Raw genomic sequence first — 16,967 nt, 5'->3', positions numbered from 1 at the left:
AGCTGTTGATTTGTTTGTGAAACATTTTGAAAGCATGAATAAATGTCTATATTTGCACTCTTAAATGTGGCAAAATTATAAACCATGGAGGTTGCAGTCATAAAATACAATGCAGGGAATATTTATTCGGTTTTGTGCGCTTTACGCCGGTTAGGTATCGACCCGGTAGTCAGCGACTCGCCCGAGGTGCTTTCGCGAGCCGATAAGGTGATTTTCCCGGGAGTAGGAGAGGCCTCGTCGGCCATGCGGTATTTACGTGAACATGGGTTGGACCGAGTGATTGTCAATCTCACCCAGCCGGTACTGGCCATCTGTATCGGGTTGCAGCTGCTCTGTTCGCATTCCGAGGAGGGCGATGCCGATTGTCTGGGCGTGTTCAATACTCCCGTGCGACGGTTTGTCCCGAGCGGAGGAAAGGAGAAAATACCCCATATGGGTTGGAACACGTTGCACAATCTGCAAGGACCTCTGTTTCGAGGAATCGGCGAGGGGAGCTATGTCTATTTCGTGCACAGCTATTATGCCCCGGTTTCGGCCGACTGTGTGGCGCAGTGCGACTATATCACTCCATTTTCAGCTGCGTTGAACAGAGATAATTTTTATGCCACCCAGTTCCATGTCGAAAAGAGTGGGGCGGTGGGAGCTCGCATCCTTGAAAATTTCCTGACCCTATGATTCAGTTAATCCCGGCCATAGATATTATAGGAGGCCGTTGCGTGCGGTTGTCGCAGGGCGACTATGCCAGGCAGCAAGTTTATAATGAGAATCCGCTCGAAGTGGCCAAGGCTTTCGAGGATAACGGGTTGACCCGCTTGCATCTGGTCGACTTGGACGGAGCCAAGGCCAGCCATATTGTCAATTACAAAACACTCGAACAGATTGCCGGGCACACGGGATTGATTATTGACTTTGGGGGCGGATTGAAGAGCGACGAGGATTTGCGCATTGCCTTTGAGAGTGGAGCTCATCTGGTGACGGGTGGCAGTATTGCCGTGCGTGACCGCGACCGGTTTGTCGGTTGGATTGAGCGATATGGCAAGGAACGAATCATTTTGGGCGCCGATGCGCGGGACGAAAAGATTTCGACCGGCGGGTGGCTCGATGATTCGGAGATTGAACTGATTCCTTTTGTGCGCGACTATATGCAGGCCGGTATTGAGCAGGTCATCACGACCGACATTGCCCGCGACGGCATGTTGCAAGGGTGTGCCGTGGAGTTGTATCGCAAGATGCTGGACGAGTTGCCCGGCATCTATTTGATTGCAAGCGGAGGCGTAGGTTCGTGGGCCGACGTCGAAGCGTTGCAGGCGGCGGGTGTCCCGGCCGTTATTTTGGGAAAAGCTATTTACGAAGGACGAATATCGCTTGGCGAGATTTCGCACTTCATGACTGTCAATTCTTGAAAATTATGTTGGCAAAACGTATTATACCCTGCCTCGATGTGAAAGATGGCAAGACTGTAAAGGGAACCAATTTTGTGAACTTTCGGGAAGCCGGCGACCCGGTAACGCTGGGTGAGTTTTATAGCCGGCAGGGGGCCGACGAATTGGTCTATCTCGATATTACGGCTTCGTATGAGGGGCGCAATACCTTTACCGATTTGGTGAAACGCATTGCCGCCCGCATTGATATTCCCTTTACCGTAGGGGGCGGCATTCATTCGTTGACCGATGTCGACCGGCTGTTGAGTGCCGGGGCCGACAAGGTGTCGTTGAACTCGGCTGCTTTGAAAAATCCACAAATTATCGAAGAGGTGGCAAAAAATTTCGGTTCTCAGGTGTGTGTTATCGCAATAGATGCTAACTTTGAGGACGGAAAATGGGTGTGCTACCTGAATGGTGGCCGGGTGCCTACTCACCGCACGCTCTTTGAGTGGGCGGTCGAAGCTGCCGACCGGGGGGCAGGTGAGATTCTGTTTACCAGTATCGCCCACGATGGAACTCGTGACGGATATGCCTGCGAAGCTCTGCGCGAGTTGCATCGGTTGTTGCCGATTCCCGTCGTTGCATCGGGTGGTGCAGGGAAGATGGAACATTTCAAGGAGGCATTTCTCGCAGGGGAGGCCGATGCGGCATTGGCTGCCGGGGTATTCCACTTCGGGGAGATTGCAATCCCAGCATTGAAACAATATTTATCGGGATATGGTATTCCCATAAGGATATGAAATATGGATAAAGAAGAGATAAAGCAACTGGATTTCGATAAGATGGGTGGGCTCGTTCCGGCTATTGTGCAGGACTGCGAGACCCAAAAGGTGCTCATGCTTGGCTTCATGAACGAGGAGGCTGTGTGCAAAACCATAGAGACGGGAAAGGTGACTTTTTTCAGTCGTACCAAAAAACGTTTATGGACCAAAGGCGAGGAGAGCGGCCATTTTTTGCTGGTGAAATCGATTCAGAAAGATTGTGACCGGGATACACTCTTGATTCAAGCTACACCCTGTGGCCCGGTATGTCATACCGGAGCCGATACCTGCTTCGGCGATGAGAATCACAACGACCTGGCCTTCATCAAATACTTGCAAGATTTCATCGATCGGCGCAAGGCCGAGATGCCCGAAGGGTCATATACCACCTCGCTTTTCAGGTCGGGTATCAACCGCATGGCCCAGAAGGTGGGTGAGGAGGCTGTGGAGACCGTTATCGAGGCAACCAACGGAAGTGATGAACGGCTTATCTATGAGGCCTCGGATTTGCTGTATCACCTGATTGTGTTGCTTACCTCGAAGGGCTATCGCATAGAAGACTTGGCCCGTGAATTAAAAAAGAGGCATAAATAAAAGTGTGTTATGGAAAGGAAATTGCTCGTAAAATATACCGATGTACAGATTTGCCGGGAAGAACTGACTATATTGGATCATGTCAATTTCGAACTGTACAGTGGAGAGTTCGTCTATTTTATAGGGCGTGTGGGCAGTGGTAAGAGTTCGCTGCTGAAAACCATGTATGCCGACCTCCCCATCAGCGAAGGCGAAGCTACCGTCCTCGACTTCGATGTGCGGCATATTCGCAACAAGGAGATTCCTTTGCTGCGTAGAAAATTGGGCATCGTGTTTCAAGATTTTCAACTGCTCACCGACCGTTCGGTTTATGAAAATCTGGCTTTTGTGTTGAGAGCAACCGGCTGGAAAGACAAGGAGGAGATTGACACCCGGGTAGCCGAAGTGCTCGATCAGGTGGGTATGCGCAAGAAATCATACAAGATGCCGCACGAGTTGTCGGGTGGGGAGCAGCAACGTATCGTTATTGCCCGGGCTCTGTTAAACTCTCCCAAGATTATTCTGGCCGACGAGCCTACGGGTAATCTCGATCCCCAAACGGGGCAGCAGATTGTCTCGCTGCTTCACCATATTTGCGAGACGGGTACGGCCGTCATCATGACCACTCACAATCTGAATCTGGTCGAGGAGTTTCCCGGACGCATCTTGAAATGCGAGGACAAGAGCCTGGTGGAAGTTTAATTTGCGCTCCGAATAGTTGATAATCCGGCAGAAAAAGCCTACTTTTGCGGAGCAATAAATATAAAGTTTACATTAAAAAAACAAGTAGAATAGAAATGAAAGTACTCAAATTTGGTGGAACTTCTGTGGGTAGCGCCCAATGCATGAAAGATGTTGCCAAATTAATTTGTGACGGTAACCCCAAAATCGTGGTGTTGTCGGCCATGGCCGGGACAACCAACACCTTAGTAGAAATATCGGACTATCTGTATAAGAAGAATACCGATGGTGCCCGCGAAACGATTGGAACACTTGAACGAAAGTATATTAGAGTTATCGACGAACTGTACAGTACCGACGAATATAAACAGAAGGCCCTCGATGTGGTGAAGGGCTGCTTTGATCACATACGCTCTTTTACAAAAGACTTGTTTACGCTCTTTGAGGAAAAGGTGATTCTGGCACAGGGCGAACTCATGTCGACGGCCATGGTGCACAATTATCTGTTGGAGCAGGGGGTAAAATCGGTGATGATACCGGCTCTCGACTATATGCGCACCGACAAGAACTCTGAGCCCGATACGCAATTTATCAAAACGAAGCTCACGGCTTTGTTGCAGGAGAATCCCGATGCCGATATTTATATCACCCAGGGCTATATCTGCCGCAATGCCTATGGCGAAATCGACAATCTGCAACGGGGTGGCAGCGACTATTCGGCCTCGTTGATCGGTGCCGCTATCAATGCCGAGGAGATTCAGATATGGACCGACATAGATGGCATGCACAACAACGACCCCCGTTTTGTAGAGAATACAAAACCGGTCCGTTATCTGCAATTTGAGGAGGCTGCCGAGTTAGCCTATTTCGGAGCCAAGATTCTGCACCCCACATGTGTGTTGCCGGCCAAATTGAACAACATACCGGTGCGGTTGCTCAACACGATGCAACCCGATGCCCCCGGGACGTTGATATACAACAACCCCGAAAGTACTGATGGTGAAATCAAGGCGGTCGCTGCCAAAGAGAACATCACGGCCATTAAGATCAAATCGGGCCGTATGCTGTTGGCCTACGGATTCCTGCGGAAGGTGTTCGAGATATTCGAGAGCTACCAAACCTCCATCGATATGGTTACTACCTCGGAGGTAGGAGTCTCGTTGACTATCGACAATACCAAGCATTTGCAGGAGATTCTCGACGATTTGCGCAAGTTCGGTACCGTAACGGTTGACGAGGATATGGTAATCATTTGTGTCGTAGGAGACTTGGAATGGAATCACGTGGGTTTTGAATCGGCTGCGGTACAAGCCATGAAGGATATACCGGTGCGCATGATTTCCTATGGTGGAAGCAACTACAACATTTCGTTTCTGGTTCGCCGACAAGACAAGGTGAAGGCCCTGCAATCGCTCAGTCGGTATTTGTTCGAGAATAAATAAACGAATATTATTTGTGTGTCATGCAGAACAAGTTCTACATGACACTTTATTTTTATATAAGTATTTTATATAAGTATATGTTTCCTATTAGTCATTTTAATCAAGTAAAGACTCCATTTTACTATTACGATAAGACGTTGTTGAACCATACGCTTTCGACCCTTACCCGATTGGCCGAGGATCGTAATTTTGTGGTGCACTATGCCATCAAGGCCAATGCCAATCCCGGAATATTGAAAATTATCGCCGCCGCGGGGGTAGGAGCCGACTGTGTGAGCGGTGGAGAGATAAAAGCTGCCCTTGCGGCCGGGTTCCCGGCCAAGAAGATTGTGTTTGCGGGAGTGGGGAAAGCCGATTGGGAAATCGAGTATGCGCTTGAGAACAAGATATTCTGTTTTAATGTAGAGTCGGCCGAAGAGTTGGCAGTCATCGAGGAGCTTGCCCGCAAGAAGGAGACGATTGCCTCGGTTGCCTTGCGCCTCAATCCCAATATCGACGCTCACACTCACGAGTATATTACGACCGGGTTGAATGAAAACAAGTTTGGTATTCCTCTTGAAATGCTCGACGGGGTACTTGCTCAGATGCAAAACTATACGCACGTGCAGCTCGTGGGCTTTCATTTCCATATTGGGTCTCAAATCTTAAATATGGAATCATTCCGCCTTCTCTGTGAGAGAATCAACCGTCTGCAAGATGATTTGGCTCGCCGTAACATACAGGTAAAGCATATCAACGTGGGGGGCGGACTGGGGGTCGACTATGACAATCCCGATAAAAACCCTATACCCGATTTTGAGAGTTATTTCAACGTATTCCGCGACAATCTTGATTTGCGGGGCGGACAGCAGTTGCATTGCGAGCTGGGACGTGCTGTCGTGTGTCAGTGCGGTTCGCTGATTACCCGGGTACTGTATGTCAAGAAATCGCTCAAAAAGCAGTTTGTCATTGTCGATGCAGGCATGACCGACCTTATTCGTCCGGCTTTGTATCAAGCTCATCACTATATCGAGAACATCACCTCCGATATGGCCGAACAGCAGTATGATGTGGTAGGGCCTATCTGTGAGTCGTCCGACTGTTTCGGTAAGAACGTGACACTCAATGCCACAGAGCGAGGCGACTTGATTGCCATTCGGTCGGCCGGAGCCTATGGCGAAATCATGGCTTCACAGTATAACTGTCGGCCTCTGCCCGGTTCGCTGATAGAATAATAATTATTAACAATAATTATTGTATTCATATCAAGAAAAGTGTTACTTTTGCTATTACAAAATTGTAATCATTACAAATAAAGAAAGATGAAAGAAACGGCTCAAAACAGATTACGTCGGTACAATATCAAACCCTCGGTGCAGCGTATGGCCGTCCTCGATTATTTGATGACGCATCACACTCACCCGACCGCCGACACGATATTCAACGCATTGTATCCGTCGATACCTACCTTGTCGAAGGCAACCGTGTACAATACGCTGAATCTGTTGACCGAGCAAGGCGTCATTCAGATGATTACAATCGACGAGAAAAATGCACGCTTCGATGCACGGGAGACCCCGCATCTGCATTTCAGATGTACCGAGTGTGGCGAGATTTTCGATTTTGATTTGCCTCCCTTCCAGATGGAGATGCTCAAAGATTTTGAAATTTCCGACATTCAAATGTATTGCAAGGGTGTGTGTCCGTCGTGTCAGAAAAAGAAACACAGCATTAACAACTAAAAATAACCAATCATGAAAAAATTTATTTGTACTGTATGCGGTTACGTATACGAAGGTGAAGAAGCTCCTGAATTTTGCCCCCAATGCCATCAACCCCGTTCGAAATTCAAAGAACTGGTAGAATCGGACAAACTCGACTTTGTAACCGAGCACCATATCGGTGACGGTGTTGTTGAAGATGCCGAAGTAATGGAAGGTCTTAAAGCTCACTTTGCAGGCGAATGTACCGAAGTAGGTATGTACTTGGCTATGAGCCGTCAGGCTGATCGTGAAGGCTATCCCGAAATTGCCGAGGCTTTCAAACGCTACGCTTGGGAAGAGGCCGAACACGCTTCAAAATTTGCCGAATTGCTGGGTGAGGTAGTTTGGAATACCGAGAAGAATGTAAAAGCTCGTATGGAAGCCGAGAGCGGTGCTTGCGCCGACAAGATGCGTATCGCCAAACGTGCCAAAGAACTGGGTTATGATGCAATTCACGACACGGTTCACGAAATGGCCAAAGACGAGGCTCGTCACGGTAAAGGTTTCGAGGGCTTGTACAACCGCTATTTCAAGAAATAAGAAAATTGCCATTGGTTTACAGCCAGAGGGTAATCCCACGTGGGGGTTACCCTCTTTTTTGTCTCTTGTCCCGTATCGTAAAAATCGCTATATTTGTGCCGACTTTCCACATATTATCAGATTAATCTCAATGAAGAATATACGCAACTTTTGCATCATTGCTCATATAGACCATGGGAAAAGTACTTTGGCCGACCGCTTGCTGGAATATACCAAGACGATTGCCGAGAAAGATTTACAAGACCAGGTGCTCGACAATATGGATCTGGAACGGGAGCGGGGTATTACCATCAAGAGTCATGCCATACAGATGGAGTATGTCTATCAGGGAGAAAAGTATATTTTGAACCTGATTGATACCCCGGGGCACGTCGATTTCTCTTATGAGGTGTCACGTTCCATTGCCGCTTGCGAGGGGGCGTTGCTCATTGTCGACGCTTCGCAGGGAATACAGGCCCAGACCATCTCGAATCTATATATGGCTATTGAGCATGACTTGGAGATAATCCCGGTGGTCAACAAGGTCGATCTGGACAGTGCCCGTCCCGACGAAGTGGAGGACCAGATCGTCGAACTGTTGGGTTGCAAGCGCGAAGAGATTATCCGGGCCAGCGGCAAGACGGGGCAGGGAGTCGAGGAGATTCTGGCTGCCATCATCGAGCGGGTAGAGCCACCGAAGGGCGATGTCGATGCTCCGTTGCAATGTCTCATCTTCGACTCGGTGTTCAACTCCTTTCGCGGCATTATTGCCTATTTCAAGATTTGTAACGGTCGCATTCGCACTGGCGACAAGGTGAAGTTTGTCGCTACTGGTAAGGAGTATGAGGCCGACGAGATAGGGGTGCTCAAACTGGATATGGTTCCCCGCGACGAGTTGTTGGCCGGTGATGTGGGATATATCATCTCGGGAATCAAGACCTCGCGCGAGGTGAAGGTGGGTGACACGATTACTCACATCGACCACCCATGTTCCGCGGCTATCGACGGGTTTGAAGAGGTGAAGCCCATGGTGTTTGCCGGTGTGTACCCGATTGAAACCGAAGATTTTGAAAACTTGCGCTCGTCGTTGGAGAAGTTGCAGTTGAACGATGCTTCTCTTACCTTCCAGCCCGAGTCGTCGGCGGCTCTGGGATTTGGATTCCGATGCGGATTCCTGGGGTTACTCCACATGGAAATCGTGCAGGAGCGTCTTGACCGCGAATTTAACATGGACGTCATCACGACCGTGCCCAACGTATCATATAAGGTCTATGACAAGAAGGGGGGCATGATTGAGGTGCATAATCCTTCGGGATTGCCCGACCCGACATTGATCGACCACATTGAGGAGCCCTACATACGAGCGTCGGTCATCACGGCAACCGATTACATCGGCCCTATTATGACCCTCTGTCTGGGCAAGCGGGGCGAACTGGTTAAACAGGAGTACATATCGGGCAACCGGGTAGAGATTATTTACGACATGCCGCTGGGCGAAATTGTGATTGACTTCTACGACAAGTTGAAGAGTATCTCGAAGGGGTATGCCTCGTTCGATTACCACATACACGATTTCAGAGAGTCGAAGCTGGTGAAGCTTGATATTCTGCTCAACGGCGAGTCGGTTGATGCCTTGTCGACCCTGACCCATGTGGACAATGCCGTAACCTTCGGTCGGCGCATGTGCGAGAAACTGAAAGAGCTCATTCCGCGCCAACAGTTCGAGATTGCTATTCAGGCTGCGATAGGGGCCAAGATTATTGCTCGCGAGACCATCAAGCCGGTGCGTAAAGATGTGACCGCCAAGTGTTACGGCGGTGACATAAGCCGCAAGCGCAAACTGTTGGAGAAACAGAAAAAGGGAAAGAAACGAATGAAACAGATTGGCTCTGTCGAAGTTCCTCAAAAGGCTTTCCTCGCGGTATTGAAGCTCGACTAAACGACAGTTCCGCCACTTCCTGTTCTTTTGATTCCGAGGCAGAAAAACTGTAACGAGTTTTCTTTGTTTAAACTAAAAAAAGAATGATATGGACAGCTTGTATGCCATAAAGAAATCGATCAAGAATTACGCCAGCGGCGGCAATGTGTTGATCGTAGCGACACTTTTAGCTTTTATTTTAGCCAACTCCCCGTTAGCCGACCTCTATTTTTCGTGGTGGGCCCAACCGGCCTCCTTGCAGATAGGCGGGTTCAATCTGTTCAGTCATGGGGGAGAATCCATGACGGTTATGGCCTTTATCAACGATGCGTTGATGGCTATCTTCTTCTTTGCCATCGGTCTTGAAATCAAACGGGAAGTTCTGGTGGGCGAACTCACGTCGCTGAAACAGGCTTTGCTCCCGATTGTGGCGGCCATCGGAGGTATGGTAGTCCCGGTTCTTCTCTTCATGTATGTGGGGCGGGGGAGTGACTTTCTGCGTGGAAGTGCCATACCCATGGCTACCGATATTGCTTTTTCGCTGGGAGTCCTCGCCATGCTGGGCAAGCGGGTACCCATTGCCTTGAAGATATTCTTGACCACACTGGCCGTTGTCGATGACATAGGAGGCATTCTGGTGATAGCCATCTTCTATTCGAGTCATATCGAAGTGACCTATCTGCTCTATGCCGTAGGGGTATTTCTGGCCTTGTGGATTGGCGGTCGTGCCGGTGTGAATAGCAAGATGTTCTATTTTATCTTAGGCGGTGTTGTGTGGTTCCTGTTTCTGAACTCGGGTATTCACCCCACCATTGCCGGGGTATTGGTCGCCTTCTGTGTACCGGCCAAGCCGGTACTGGCCACCTCGCATTTTATCAGTACGATACGCAAGGAGATTGTCAACTTCCCGCAGGAACAGTTTGCCGATACCGACCAGTCCATCATGCTCTCGAAGGAGCAACTCAACTGTTTGAAGAGTATCGAGTCGGCATCAGATAAGGTTATCAGTCCGTTGCAGGATCTGGAAGATACATTGCACCCCGTAATCAACTACTTGATTATCCCGCTCTTCGCTTTTGCCAACGCCGGCATTGTGCTCTCGGGCCTTGAACTCTCCTCGTTGTTCTCGGAAATCAGTCTGGCCATTTTCCTGGGCCTTTTACTGGGGAAATTCCTGGGTATTTTCCTCTCGTCGTGGATTGTGATTAAATTAAAGATTGTGTCGATGCCCACTCATGTTACGTGGAAATCGCTGGCTGCCGTATCGGTTTTGGGTGGTATCGGATTTACCGTATCGCTCTTTATCGCCAATCTTTCATTCGGCGATATGGGCCCAGAGGGAGCCGTGTTGTTGGAACGCGCCAAATTGGGTATTGTAGCCGGATCGTTGGCTTCGGGAATAGTGGGCTATTTCTTGCTGAATCTCTTTTTACCCAAACAGGTCGAAGAAGAGGTGGAGTAGGGGCGGAAGTATTTGTCTAATGTAAATCTGTTATTCGAACTTGATTGATTTGGCCGGGCGAATGAGGGCGACGATATAGGACGGTGCGATCAACATCAATACCGAGATAATAAGACATCCCAGATTCAGCCACAGAATATACCACGGGTTTAACTCGATGGGTACATAGGGCACGTAATAAGCTTCGGGATTGAGTTTTATGATGTGGAACTGCTGTTGAATCAGGCACAAGGTAATACCGATTACATTGCCCCATATCATGCCTTTACCTACGAGGAATGTCGATACGTAGAGAAATATCTCGCGAATGGAGGTGTTGTTGGCTCCCAAGGCTTTGAGAATGCCAATCATATTGGCCCGTTCCAAGATGATAATCAGAAGTCCTGAAATCATGGTAAATCCCGATACGGCAGCCATGAGGATAAGGATAATCCACACGTTCATATCCAGAAGGTCGAGCCACCCGAAAAAGATGGGATTCAACGTGCGAATGGATTGCGGGTAGTAGTGGGTACCATAATCGTCGGGGCGGTCGATGAGTTGCGTGTATAAGTCGTAGGCAATGTTGTCGGCCTGGTCGAAGTCGTTGACCAGCAGCTCGATTTCGCTGTATTGGTCGGGATTCCACCCGTTGAGCCGCTGCACCTGTTGCACATCACCAATCATCAGCAGGTTGTCATAGTCCGAGAAATCGGTGCGATAAATACCCGATACCAGAAAGCGACGAGCCCGTACCTGATCCTGGACGAAATAGCAATAGATTTTGTCGCCTACTTGCAGATGCAGTTTGTTGGCAATGGATTGGGAGATAAGTACCTCGTTGGAGGTGACCGAGTCTTGTATGACAGGCAGACTGCCTTCGACCAGGTATTTCTGGAAGAATGTCCAGTCGTAGCCGGGCATGACCCCTTTCAGAACCACCCCCATGAAATCGTTGTCGGTTTTGAGCATACCCAGCTTTGTCCCTACGGGATTGACCTGGGTAACCCCCTCGTGAGCTATTAGTACACGGCCCAGACTGTCGGTGTATTGAATGGGTTGCTTCTCATAGGTCATGTTGCTGTCGAACGACGTGATTTGAATGTGTGACCCGAAGCCCACCACTTTGTCACGAATCTCTTGCTTGAAGCCGATAACAATCGCCACCGAGAGAATCATGACCGCCAGACCCAAAGCTACCCCGGCCACGGCGACCCGTATGGCCGGCGGTGTTGCTTTCTTTCGATTGCTTTTGTCGAAATGAATGCGATTGGCAATATATAACTTCCAGTTATTCATTGGCAACAACCCTACCGGGATAGGCTTCCAACGCTTTTTTCAATACCGTCAGGGCTTTGGCCAACTCGTTCTTTTCGAGGACGTAGGCCATGCGTACTTCGTTTTTGCCCAACCCCGGGGTGGTATAGAAACCCGAAGCGGGTGCCATGAATACGGTTTGCCCTTCGTACTCAAACTCCGACAGACACCACTCGCAGAACTTGTCGGCATCGTCGACCGGCAGTCGGGCCACCGTGTAAAAAGCTCCCATGGGAATGGGCGAATAACAACCCGGTATGCGGTTGAGCCCGTCAATCAGGAATTTGCGCCGCTCGACATATTCGTTATAGGTTGCAAGCATATAGCTCTCAGGAGCATCGATTGAAGCTTCGGCTATGATTTGCCCGATCAGAGGCGGACTGAGGCGAGCTTGGCAGAATTTCATGACATTCTTTTTCAATTCCTTATGCCGGGTAATCAAGGCACCGATACGGATTCCGCATTCGCTGTACCGTTTCGACACCGAGTCGATGAGTACGACCTGATCTTCGATTCCACTGAGGTGGAAGGCCGAAATGTAGGGTGCCCCCGTGTAACAGAATTCGCGATAAACCTCGTCGGAGAAGAGAAACAAATCATATTTTTTGACCAAATCCCGTATCTGGTTCATCTCTTTCTGGGTATAAAGATAGCCGGTAGGATTATTGGGATTACAAATGAGAATAGCCTTGGTCTTGGGCGTGATGAGAGCCTCGAATTTTTCAATCGAGGGCAGGGCAAATCCCTCTTCGATGGTGGAAGGGAGAGTCTTGATGACCGCTCCCGCCGAGATGGCAAAGGCCATATAGTTGGCATAGGCCGGTTCGGGGACGATGATTTCGTCGCCGGGATCGAGACAGGCCATGAACGAAAACAGTACCGCCTCGGATCCTCCCGTTGTGATAATAATGTCTTCGGGGGTTACGTGGATATTGAACTTGGCATAGTATTGCACCAGTTTTTCACGCAGGCTTTTTATTCCCTCGCTGGGACTGTATTCCAAGGTACGACGATCGATATGTTGTAGAGCGTCCAATCCGATTTGTGGAGTAGGAAGGTCGGGCTGACCGATATTCAAGTGGTAAACTTTTATACCTCTTTCTTTCGCCTTGTTGGCCAGAGGAACAAGTTTACGTATAGGTGAAGCCGGCATAATTTCACCTCGATGGGAAATAGTTGGCATATTCTCTTCTTTAATATAAAAAATGGACTAAACTGAAACTTTTTTGAAATGCAAAGATAAAAATTTTATTTTTTTTATTCTCTCATAAAAAGGAGAGAATGTGATTGCCGAGAGGTTAAATAGAACAAATATTATTATCTTTGCATACGAATCAGAAATATTGTCCGCATGATGAATGATTTGAAACATCTCTTTTTGCTCCTGTTCTCTCCGGGGAAAACGTGGCAAAAGACCGATAAGGCGCCTTGTGCGACTCCTCTGTTTTTGAATCAGTTCCTCTATCCGCTTATGGGGATTACGGCGGTCGTTTGTTTTTTGGGATATTTTTTCAATGACATTTCGCTGTCGAGAGCGTTGCAGGAAGCCATTATAGAGTTTGTCAAGTTTTTTGGCGGGTTCTATGCGCTGGTGTATGTGACAAAAGTATTCTCGACCCAAGTATTGGAAGTTGTGCAGCCCGAGTCGCGAATCAAACGGTTTGTCGGGTATAATCTGGGATTGTATATGCTGTTCGACATCGTAATACTCATTGCCCGATACTTTTATTCGGTACCGGGAATTGTCGATTTTCTGCCGCTTCTGTTGGCTTATGTGATTTGGAACAGTCAGAAATACATGGAGGTGCCCGATCAAAAGAGTATCCTCTATGTGGTCACAATGACCGTGCTGTTTCTGGCTATCCCGATGGCAATTCAGAAACTGCTTTATTTTTTGATGCCCGGGGTCATTTAATAAAAAGAGATAACGATGAAATTACCACAGATAAATATACGCAACAAACGGGCTACCTTCGACTACGAATTGCTCGATACGTTCAATGCCGGTATCGTGTTGTCGGGTACCGAAATCAAGTCGATTCGCTTGGGAAAAGCGGGATTGACCGACTCTTTCTGCTATGTCAATAACGGCGAAATATGGATTAAAAACATGTATATCGCCGAATATTTTTATGGCTCATACAACAATCACTCGTCACGCCGTGACCGTAAACTGTTGCTTACTCGTAAGGAGATCGCAAAAATAGAACGAGCTTCGCGAGAATCGGGCTTTTCCATCATTCCTACCCGGGTCTTTATCAATGACAAGGGGTTGGCCAAAGTAACTATCGCCATTGCCAAAGGTAAGAAAGAGTATGACAAGCGAGACTCCATTAAGGAGCGTGAAGACAAGCGACAGATGGATCGTATGTTTAAACGATAGTTGTTTTCTTTGTGATAATCAAAATTTTACGATCCCCTGCAAGCGTGGTGGCAAACAGATAGAAATCACCCCCGTCTTTGCATTTCAGCCGCTTTTGCAGTTCGACCGCAGCCATGGGGAAATTGCGTGTCGAGAGGTTGAGGCAGGGATATTGTTTCCCTACTGCCTTGATAATCTTAGTGTTGAAATCAAGAGCTTCGATTACCTCGAATTTCCGACCCGGGAAATCGGGGATATACACATCGGACGTATATAAATGGCTGTTTATTTGCAACTTAGCTATTCCATATTTCAAAGCAACCACTTTATAAGCACCGGCTTTGAGTATCGACGAGTTGGGTTCGTAAAGATACCGGCTTATCTTTTCACACGGGGTGGAGTGGGGCTGTTGTTTCTCTTCGCTCATGCGGAATGGGAAGACCGATGTATCGCCTGTGGCCTCTATATTGACACAATAAATCATCGGATTGTTATCGGTCGGTAAAAGGGTGGAATCGATAAACAGCAGCACCTCTTTGCATTCGTTTCGGACCGACACCACATGGACTTCGGTTATCTCGGGCAAGAGCGCCAGAATTGCCGAAATATCGGCCATTGGCGAGACCTTTATCACGATACGTCGGGCTTGTTGTAGCAATGTTGGCAAGAGTTCTACCACATTCGGTTCACATTCGGCGAGGGCAAAAATTCTTTTATTGCCCGAACCTCGGCGAGCCGGATCGATATAAATTGTGTCAAAGCGATGAGTGTTATTCTGCACAAAGTGTATACAGTCGTCTTCGACAACCGTAATGTTATCGGCGCCCAAGTTTTTGAAATTGGAGCGTGCCGCTTGACAATATTCAGCCATACGTTCCACATAAACTACCTGTGACGCCTTCTGAGAAAAGTAATAGGTATCTATGCCCAAGCCTCCGGTCAAGTCGGCCAAATTGCCCGGGGAAATGAGTCGTTGTTTATATTGAGCCGTTTGTTCCGACGAACATTGTTCGGTCGACAAGACAGATGGAAATATCAAGTCCATGTTGGAAGCCCAAGTGGGCAACTTGCGTTGAATTTTTTTGCGAGCTTCAATTTGCAGGATAGCCCATGCAACATCAAACTCAGCTTGAATATTCATCAAGCGTAACCGGTTGGTATCGGCATCGGCATACTCGACCAGAAAATCACGTATGGACTTTGTATATTTCATAAGACAAAGATAGGTATTAAAATCGAATTTTGGAGGGGGATTGTAGTTGCGTATTCTTACGGTCTGAGATTGTCAAGCATGTCTACCAATAATAATCGAAATAATTCTACTTATTTCAATTTGTCTTATAATTTATATTATGATAAATAAAAGATTGGGGAAACCTTCTATTTATAAAATGAAGTCTATATAAATTTTTACCGACAAGGCTTTCACGACTTTTTATAAAATGATGATTGAAAGCGATTTATGATTAATGATTTTCTTGAATATGAGGAATAAAAACTTATAAGAGATTTTTGAAGACACGACTTCAATTATTCAATCCATATATAGTGACTAAATTACCTTTACCAAATCCAGACGATCATCTCTCAATCGAGCTGTTGCCCAATTGATTGAAGTGATGGTATAAAGACTGCAAGGCTTTACATCATCGGCCATATGACGCAGATATACCGGGTTGCGAATAATTGCTTCGCCCACGGTGAGCAGACAGTTTTTGGACAACTGCTCGCTCAGAGTATGACAAAACTCATCTTTCTCCGTCTCAAAAGTGGGTGCAACGACAAAGAGTACCCCCTCACAAAAGGTGGTCAGGGAAACCTCTCGCTGGAACGGCAGAATATGGTCTACCCGATTATCTTCGGTCAGGTAGAGAATATGCTTGTTCAACAGCGAACGTCTGTAACACAATTGATGTGAGAAGAATCCTTTTTTCATATGAGCAATTCAATTTATAGCGCTAATATTTTTTATTTAATCGGAGTTCACGGGTTGATTTTGGCCGACTGGGTAACGATTTCTGGTGCTCTACTGTCGGAATGCGATCGTTGTAGTGGCGTCGTATCAGTGTGAGGCTATCGACATACATGGTACCCGAAACCGGTTGCATGGGTAGAACTATATAACCATTAATACGCGACAGAGCCATGGCCGAATCGGTTTGCAAGGGTAATGAATGCCACCCTTCCCTATCGATGTCGAGCTGATTATAGACTATGTCGTGATTGATGTGTCGAGCTGCCAGATAGACCTGAGGTTTAACGGACAGCTTGGGCAGTAAGAGGACCTTGAAGCGTAACTCGAAATAGTCGCGGGTGCGGAAGTTTTCATCGGGAGCAATGTCAAACGTCAACAAGTTGCTGGCTTGACGGGTATCGAATACATGGGCACGGCGTTGTTTCCACACATCTACACTGTCACCGGGTTGTGACATGGTTTGCGAATTGTCCTCGGCCAACAGTTTCTTGGCCTCTTCATTCTCGGCTTTGAGACGCTCGACCACCTGCTCGTATATCTTCATATAATCCTCGATGTGATGGCCGTACCACACCAGATTGGTGTCGAACTGCTCCTGGGTAATGCCGTGCTTCAAGAAGACGGCCTCGCGCAGTTTCTTTTTATCGGCTTTACTGCTGTATTGGTTGTAATTCGACTCGATGACCGCCTCGGCCTTATGGACATCGACCAATAAATCGACCATATCCTTTTCGCCTATTACATAGTCGGGGTCATGGCTGCAAGCGGCCAGAACGAACAGAGCAATTATGAGATATACCAATTTCTTCATA

At 47.8% G+C, this 16,967-nt stretch carries 18 protein-coding genes; 13 read left to right on the top strand and 5 right to left on the bottom strand.

Going from position 1 to position 16,967, the window contains the following annotated elements; translation table 11 throughout:
* Positions 1-84 precede the first annotated feature (84 nt).
* The 11 genes from hisH (at position 85) to nhaA (ending at position 10,522) form a co-directional block, all read left to right on the top strand.
* Positions 85-675, top strand: a complete 591-nt coding sequence (gene hisH, locus BARVI_RS01290; protein ID WP_025277484.1) for an imidazole glycerol phosphate synthase subunit HisH — start codon at positions 85-87, stop codon at positions 673-675.
* Positions 672-1,403: a 1-(5-phosphoribosyl)-5-[(5-phosphoribosylamino)methylideneamino]imidazole-4-carboxamide isomerase gene (gene hisA / locus BARVI_RS01285; protein ID WP_025277483.1), complete on the top strand. Its 732-nt coding sequence runs from the start codon at positions 672-674 to the stop codon at positions 1,401-1,403. The genes hisH and hisA overlap by 4 nt, the downstream gene beginning before the upstream one ends.
* A gap of 5 nt (positions 1,404-1,408) precedes the next feature.
* Positions 1,409-2,164, top strand: coding sequence for an imidazole glycerol phosphate synthase subunit HisF (gene hisF / locus BARVI_RS01280; RefSeq protein WP_025277482.1), 756 nt, complete (start codon positions 1,409-1,411; stop codon positions 2,162-2,164).
* Positions 2,165-2,167: 3 nt separating this feature from the next.
* A complete protein-coding gene (hisIE, locus tag BARVI_RS01275) occupies positions 2,168-2,779 on the top strand; it encodes a bifunctional phosphoribosyl-AMP cyclohydrolase/phosphoribosyl-ATP diphosphatase HisIE (RefSeq protein ID WP_038534218.1) in 612 nt (203 codons plus the stop codon).
* A 9-nt stretch (positions 2,780-2,788) separates the two neighbouring features.
* On the top strand, positions 2,789-3,460 hold the full coding sequence (locus tag BARVI_RS01270; protein WP_025277480.1) for a cell division ATP-binding protein FtsE: 672 nt from the start codon (positions 2,789-2,791) through the stop codon (positions 3,458-3,460).
* A gap of 95 nt (positions 3,461-3,555) precedes the next feature.
* Entirely contained in the window at positions 3,556-4,881 is a 1,326-nt protein-coding gene (locus tag BARVI_RS01265) for an aspartate kinase (protein ID WP_025277479.1), read from the top strand.
* 77 nt (positions 4,882-4,958) lie between these two features.
* Entirely contained in the window at positions 4,959-6,095 is a 1,137-nt protein-coding gene (gene lysA, locus BARVI_RS01260) for a diaminopimelate decarboxylase (RefSeq protein WP_157232447.1), read from the top strand.
* Positions 6,096-6,182: 87 nt separating this feature from the next.
* Positions 6,183-6,602 carry a Fur family transcriptional regulator gene (locus BARVI_RS01255; protein ID WP_025277477.1) on the top strand — a complete coding sequence of 140 codons (420 nt, stop codon included), beginning with the start codon at positions 6,183-6,185 and terminating at the stop codon, positions 6,600-6,602.
* A gap of 12 nt (positions 6,603-6,614) precedes the next feature.
* Entirely contained in the window at positions 6,615-7,163 is a 549-nt protein-coding gene (locus BARVI_RS01250; protein ID WP_025277476.1) for an NADH peroxidase, read from the top strand.
* Between the two features lie 130 nt (positions 7,164-7,293).
* Complete coding sequence (gene lepA / locus BARVI_RS01245) at positions 7,294-9,081, top strand: translation elongation factor 4 (RefSeq protein ID WP_025277475.1); 1,788 nt, start codon at positions 7,294-7,296, stop codon at positions 9,079-9,081.
* A gap of 88 nt (positions 9,082-9,169) precedes the next feature.
* On the top strand, positions 9,170-10,522 hold the full coding sequence (gene nhaA / locus BARVI_RS01240; RefSeq protein WP_025277474.1) for a Na+/H+ antiporter NhaA: 1,353 nt from the start codon (positions 9,170-9,172) through the stop codon (positions 10,520-10,522).
* Positions 10,523-10,552: 30 nt separating this feature from the next.
* Here nhaA and BARVI_RS01235 read toward each other — a convergent pair whose 3' ends face one another.
* Together BARVI_RS01235 and BARVI_RS01230 are read right to left on the bottom strand one after the other, a co-directional pair.
* Positions 10,553-11,800, bottom strand: a complete 1,248-nt coding sequence (locus BARVI_RS01235) for an ABC transporter permease (RefSeq protein ID WP_025277473.1) — start codon at positions 11,798-11,800, stop codon at positions 10,553-10,555.
* Positions 11,793-13,001, bottom strand: coding sequence for a pyridoxal phosphate-dependent aminotransferase (locus tag BARVI_RS01230; protein WP_025277472.1), 1,209 nt, complete (start codon positions 12,999-13,001; stop codon positions 11,793-11,795). Before BARVI_RS01230 ends, BARVI_RS01235 begins: the two co-directional genes overlap by 8 nt.
* 168 nt (positions 13,002-13,169) lie before the next feature.
* On the opposite strand from BARVI_RS01230, the gene BARVI_RS01225 reads away from it, so the two are divergent.
* Positions 13,170-13,733, top strand: coding sequence for a hypothetical protein (locus BARVI_RS01225; protein ID WP_038534217.1), 564 nt, complete (start codon positions 13,170-13,172; stop codon positions 13,731-13,733).
* A 15-nt stretch (positions 13,734-13,748) separates the two neighbouring features.
* Positions 13,749-14,201, top strand: coding sequence for an SsrA-binding protein SmpB (gene smpB, locus BARVI_RS01220; RefSeq protein WP_025277469.1), 453 nt, complete (start codon positions 13,749-13,751; stop codon positions 14,199-14,201).
* On the opposite strand, the gene BARVI_RS01215 is transcribed toward smpB, so the two are convergent.
* From BARVI_RS01215 to BARVI_RS01205, 3 genes are all read right to left on the bottom strand, one after another.
* The gene (locus tag BARVI_RS01215; protein ID WP_025277468.1) at positions 14,191-15,393 is read right to left on the bottom strand and encodes a THUMP-like domain-containing protein; all 1,203 of its coding nucleotides are present in this window, start codon (positions 15,391-15,393) and stop codon (positions 14,191-14,193) included. The two genes, smpB and BARVI_RS01215, sit on opposite strands and share 11 nt — an antisense overlap.
* A 339-nt stretch (positions 15,394-15,732) precedes the next feature.
* On the bottom strand, positions 15,733-16,116 hold the full coding sequence (locus BARVI_RS13295; RefSeq protein ID WP_157232445.1) for a hypothetical protein: 384 nt from the start codon (positions 16,114-16,116) through the stop codon (positions 15,733-15,735).
* A 22-nt stretch (positions 16,117-16,138) separates the two neighbouring features.
* On the bottom strand, positions 16,139-16,966 hold the full coding sequence (locus tag BARVI_RS01205) for a DUF4296 domain-containing protein (RefSeq protein WP_025277466.1): 828 nt from the start codon (positions 16,964-16,966) through the stop codon (positions 16,139-16,141).
* Position 16,967 lies beyond the last annotated feature (1 nt).

Origin of the sequence: Barnesiella viscericola DSM 18177 (assembly GCF_000512915.1) — a bacterium.
Taxonomy (GTDB): Bacteria; Bacteroidota; Bacteroidia; order Bacteroidales; family Barnesiellaceae; genus Barnesiella; species Barnesiella viscericola.
Note: the sequence above shows the minus strand (reverse complement) of the source record. Positions and strands in the feature narration are given on the sequence as shown.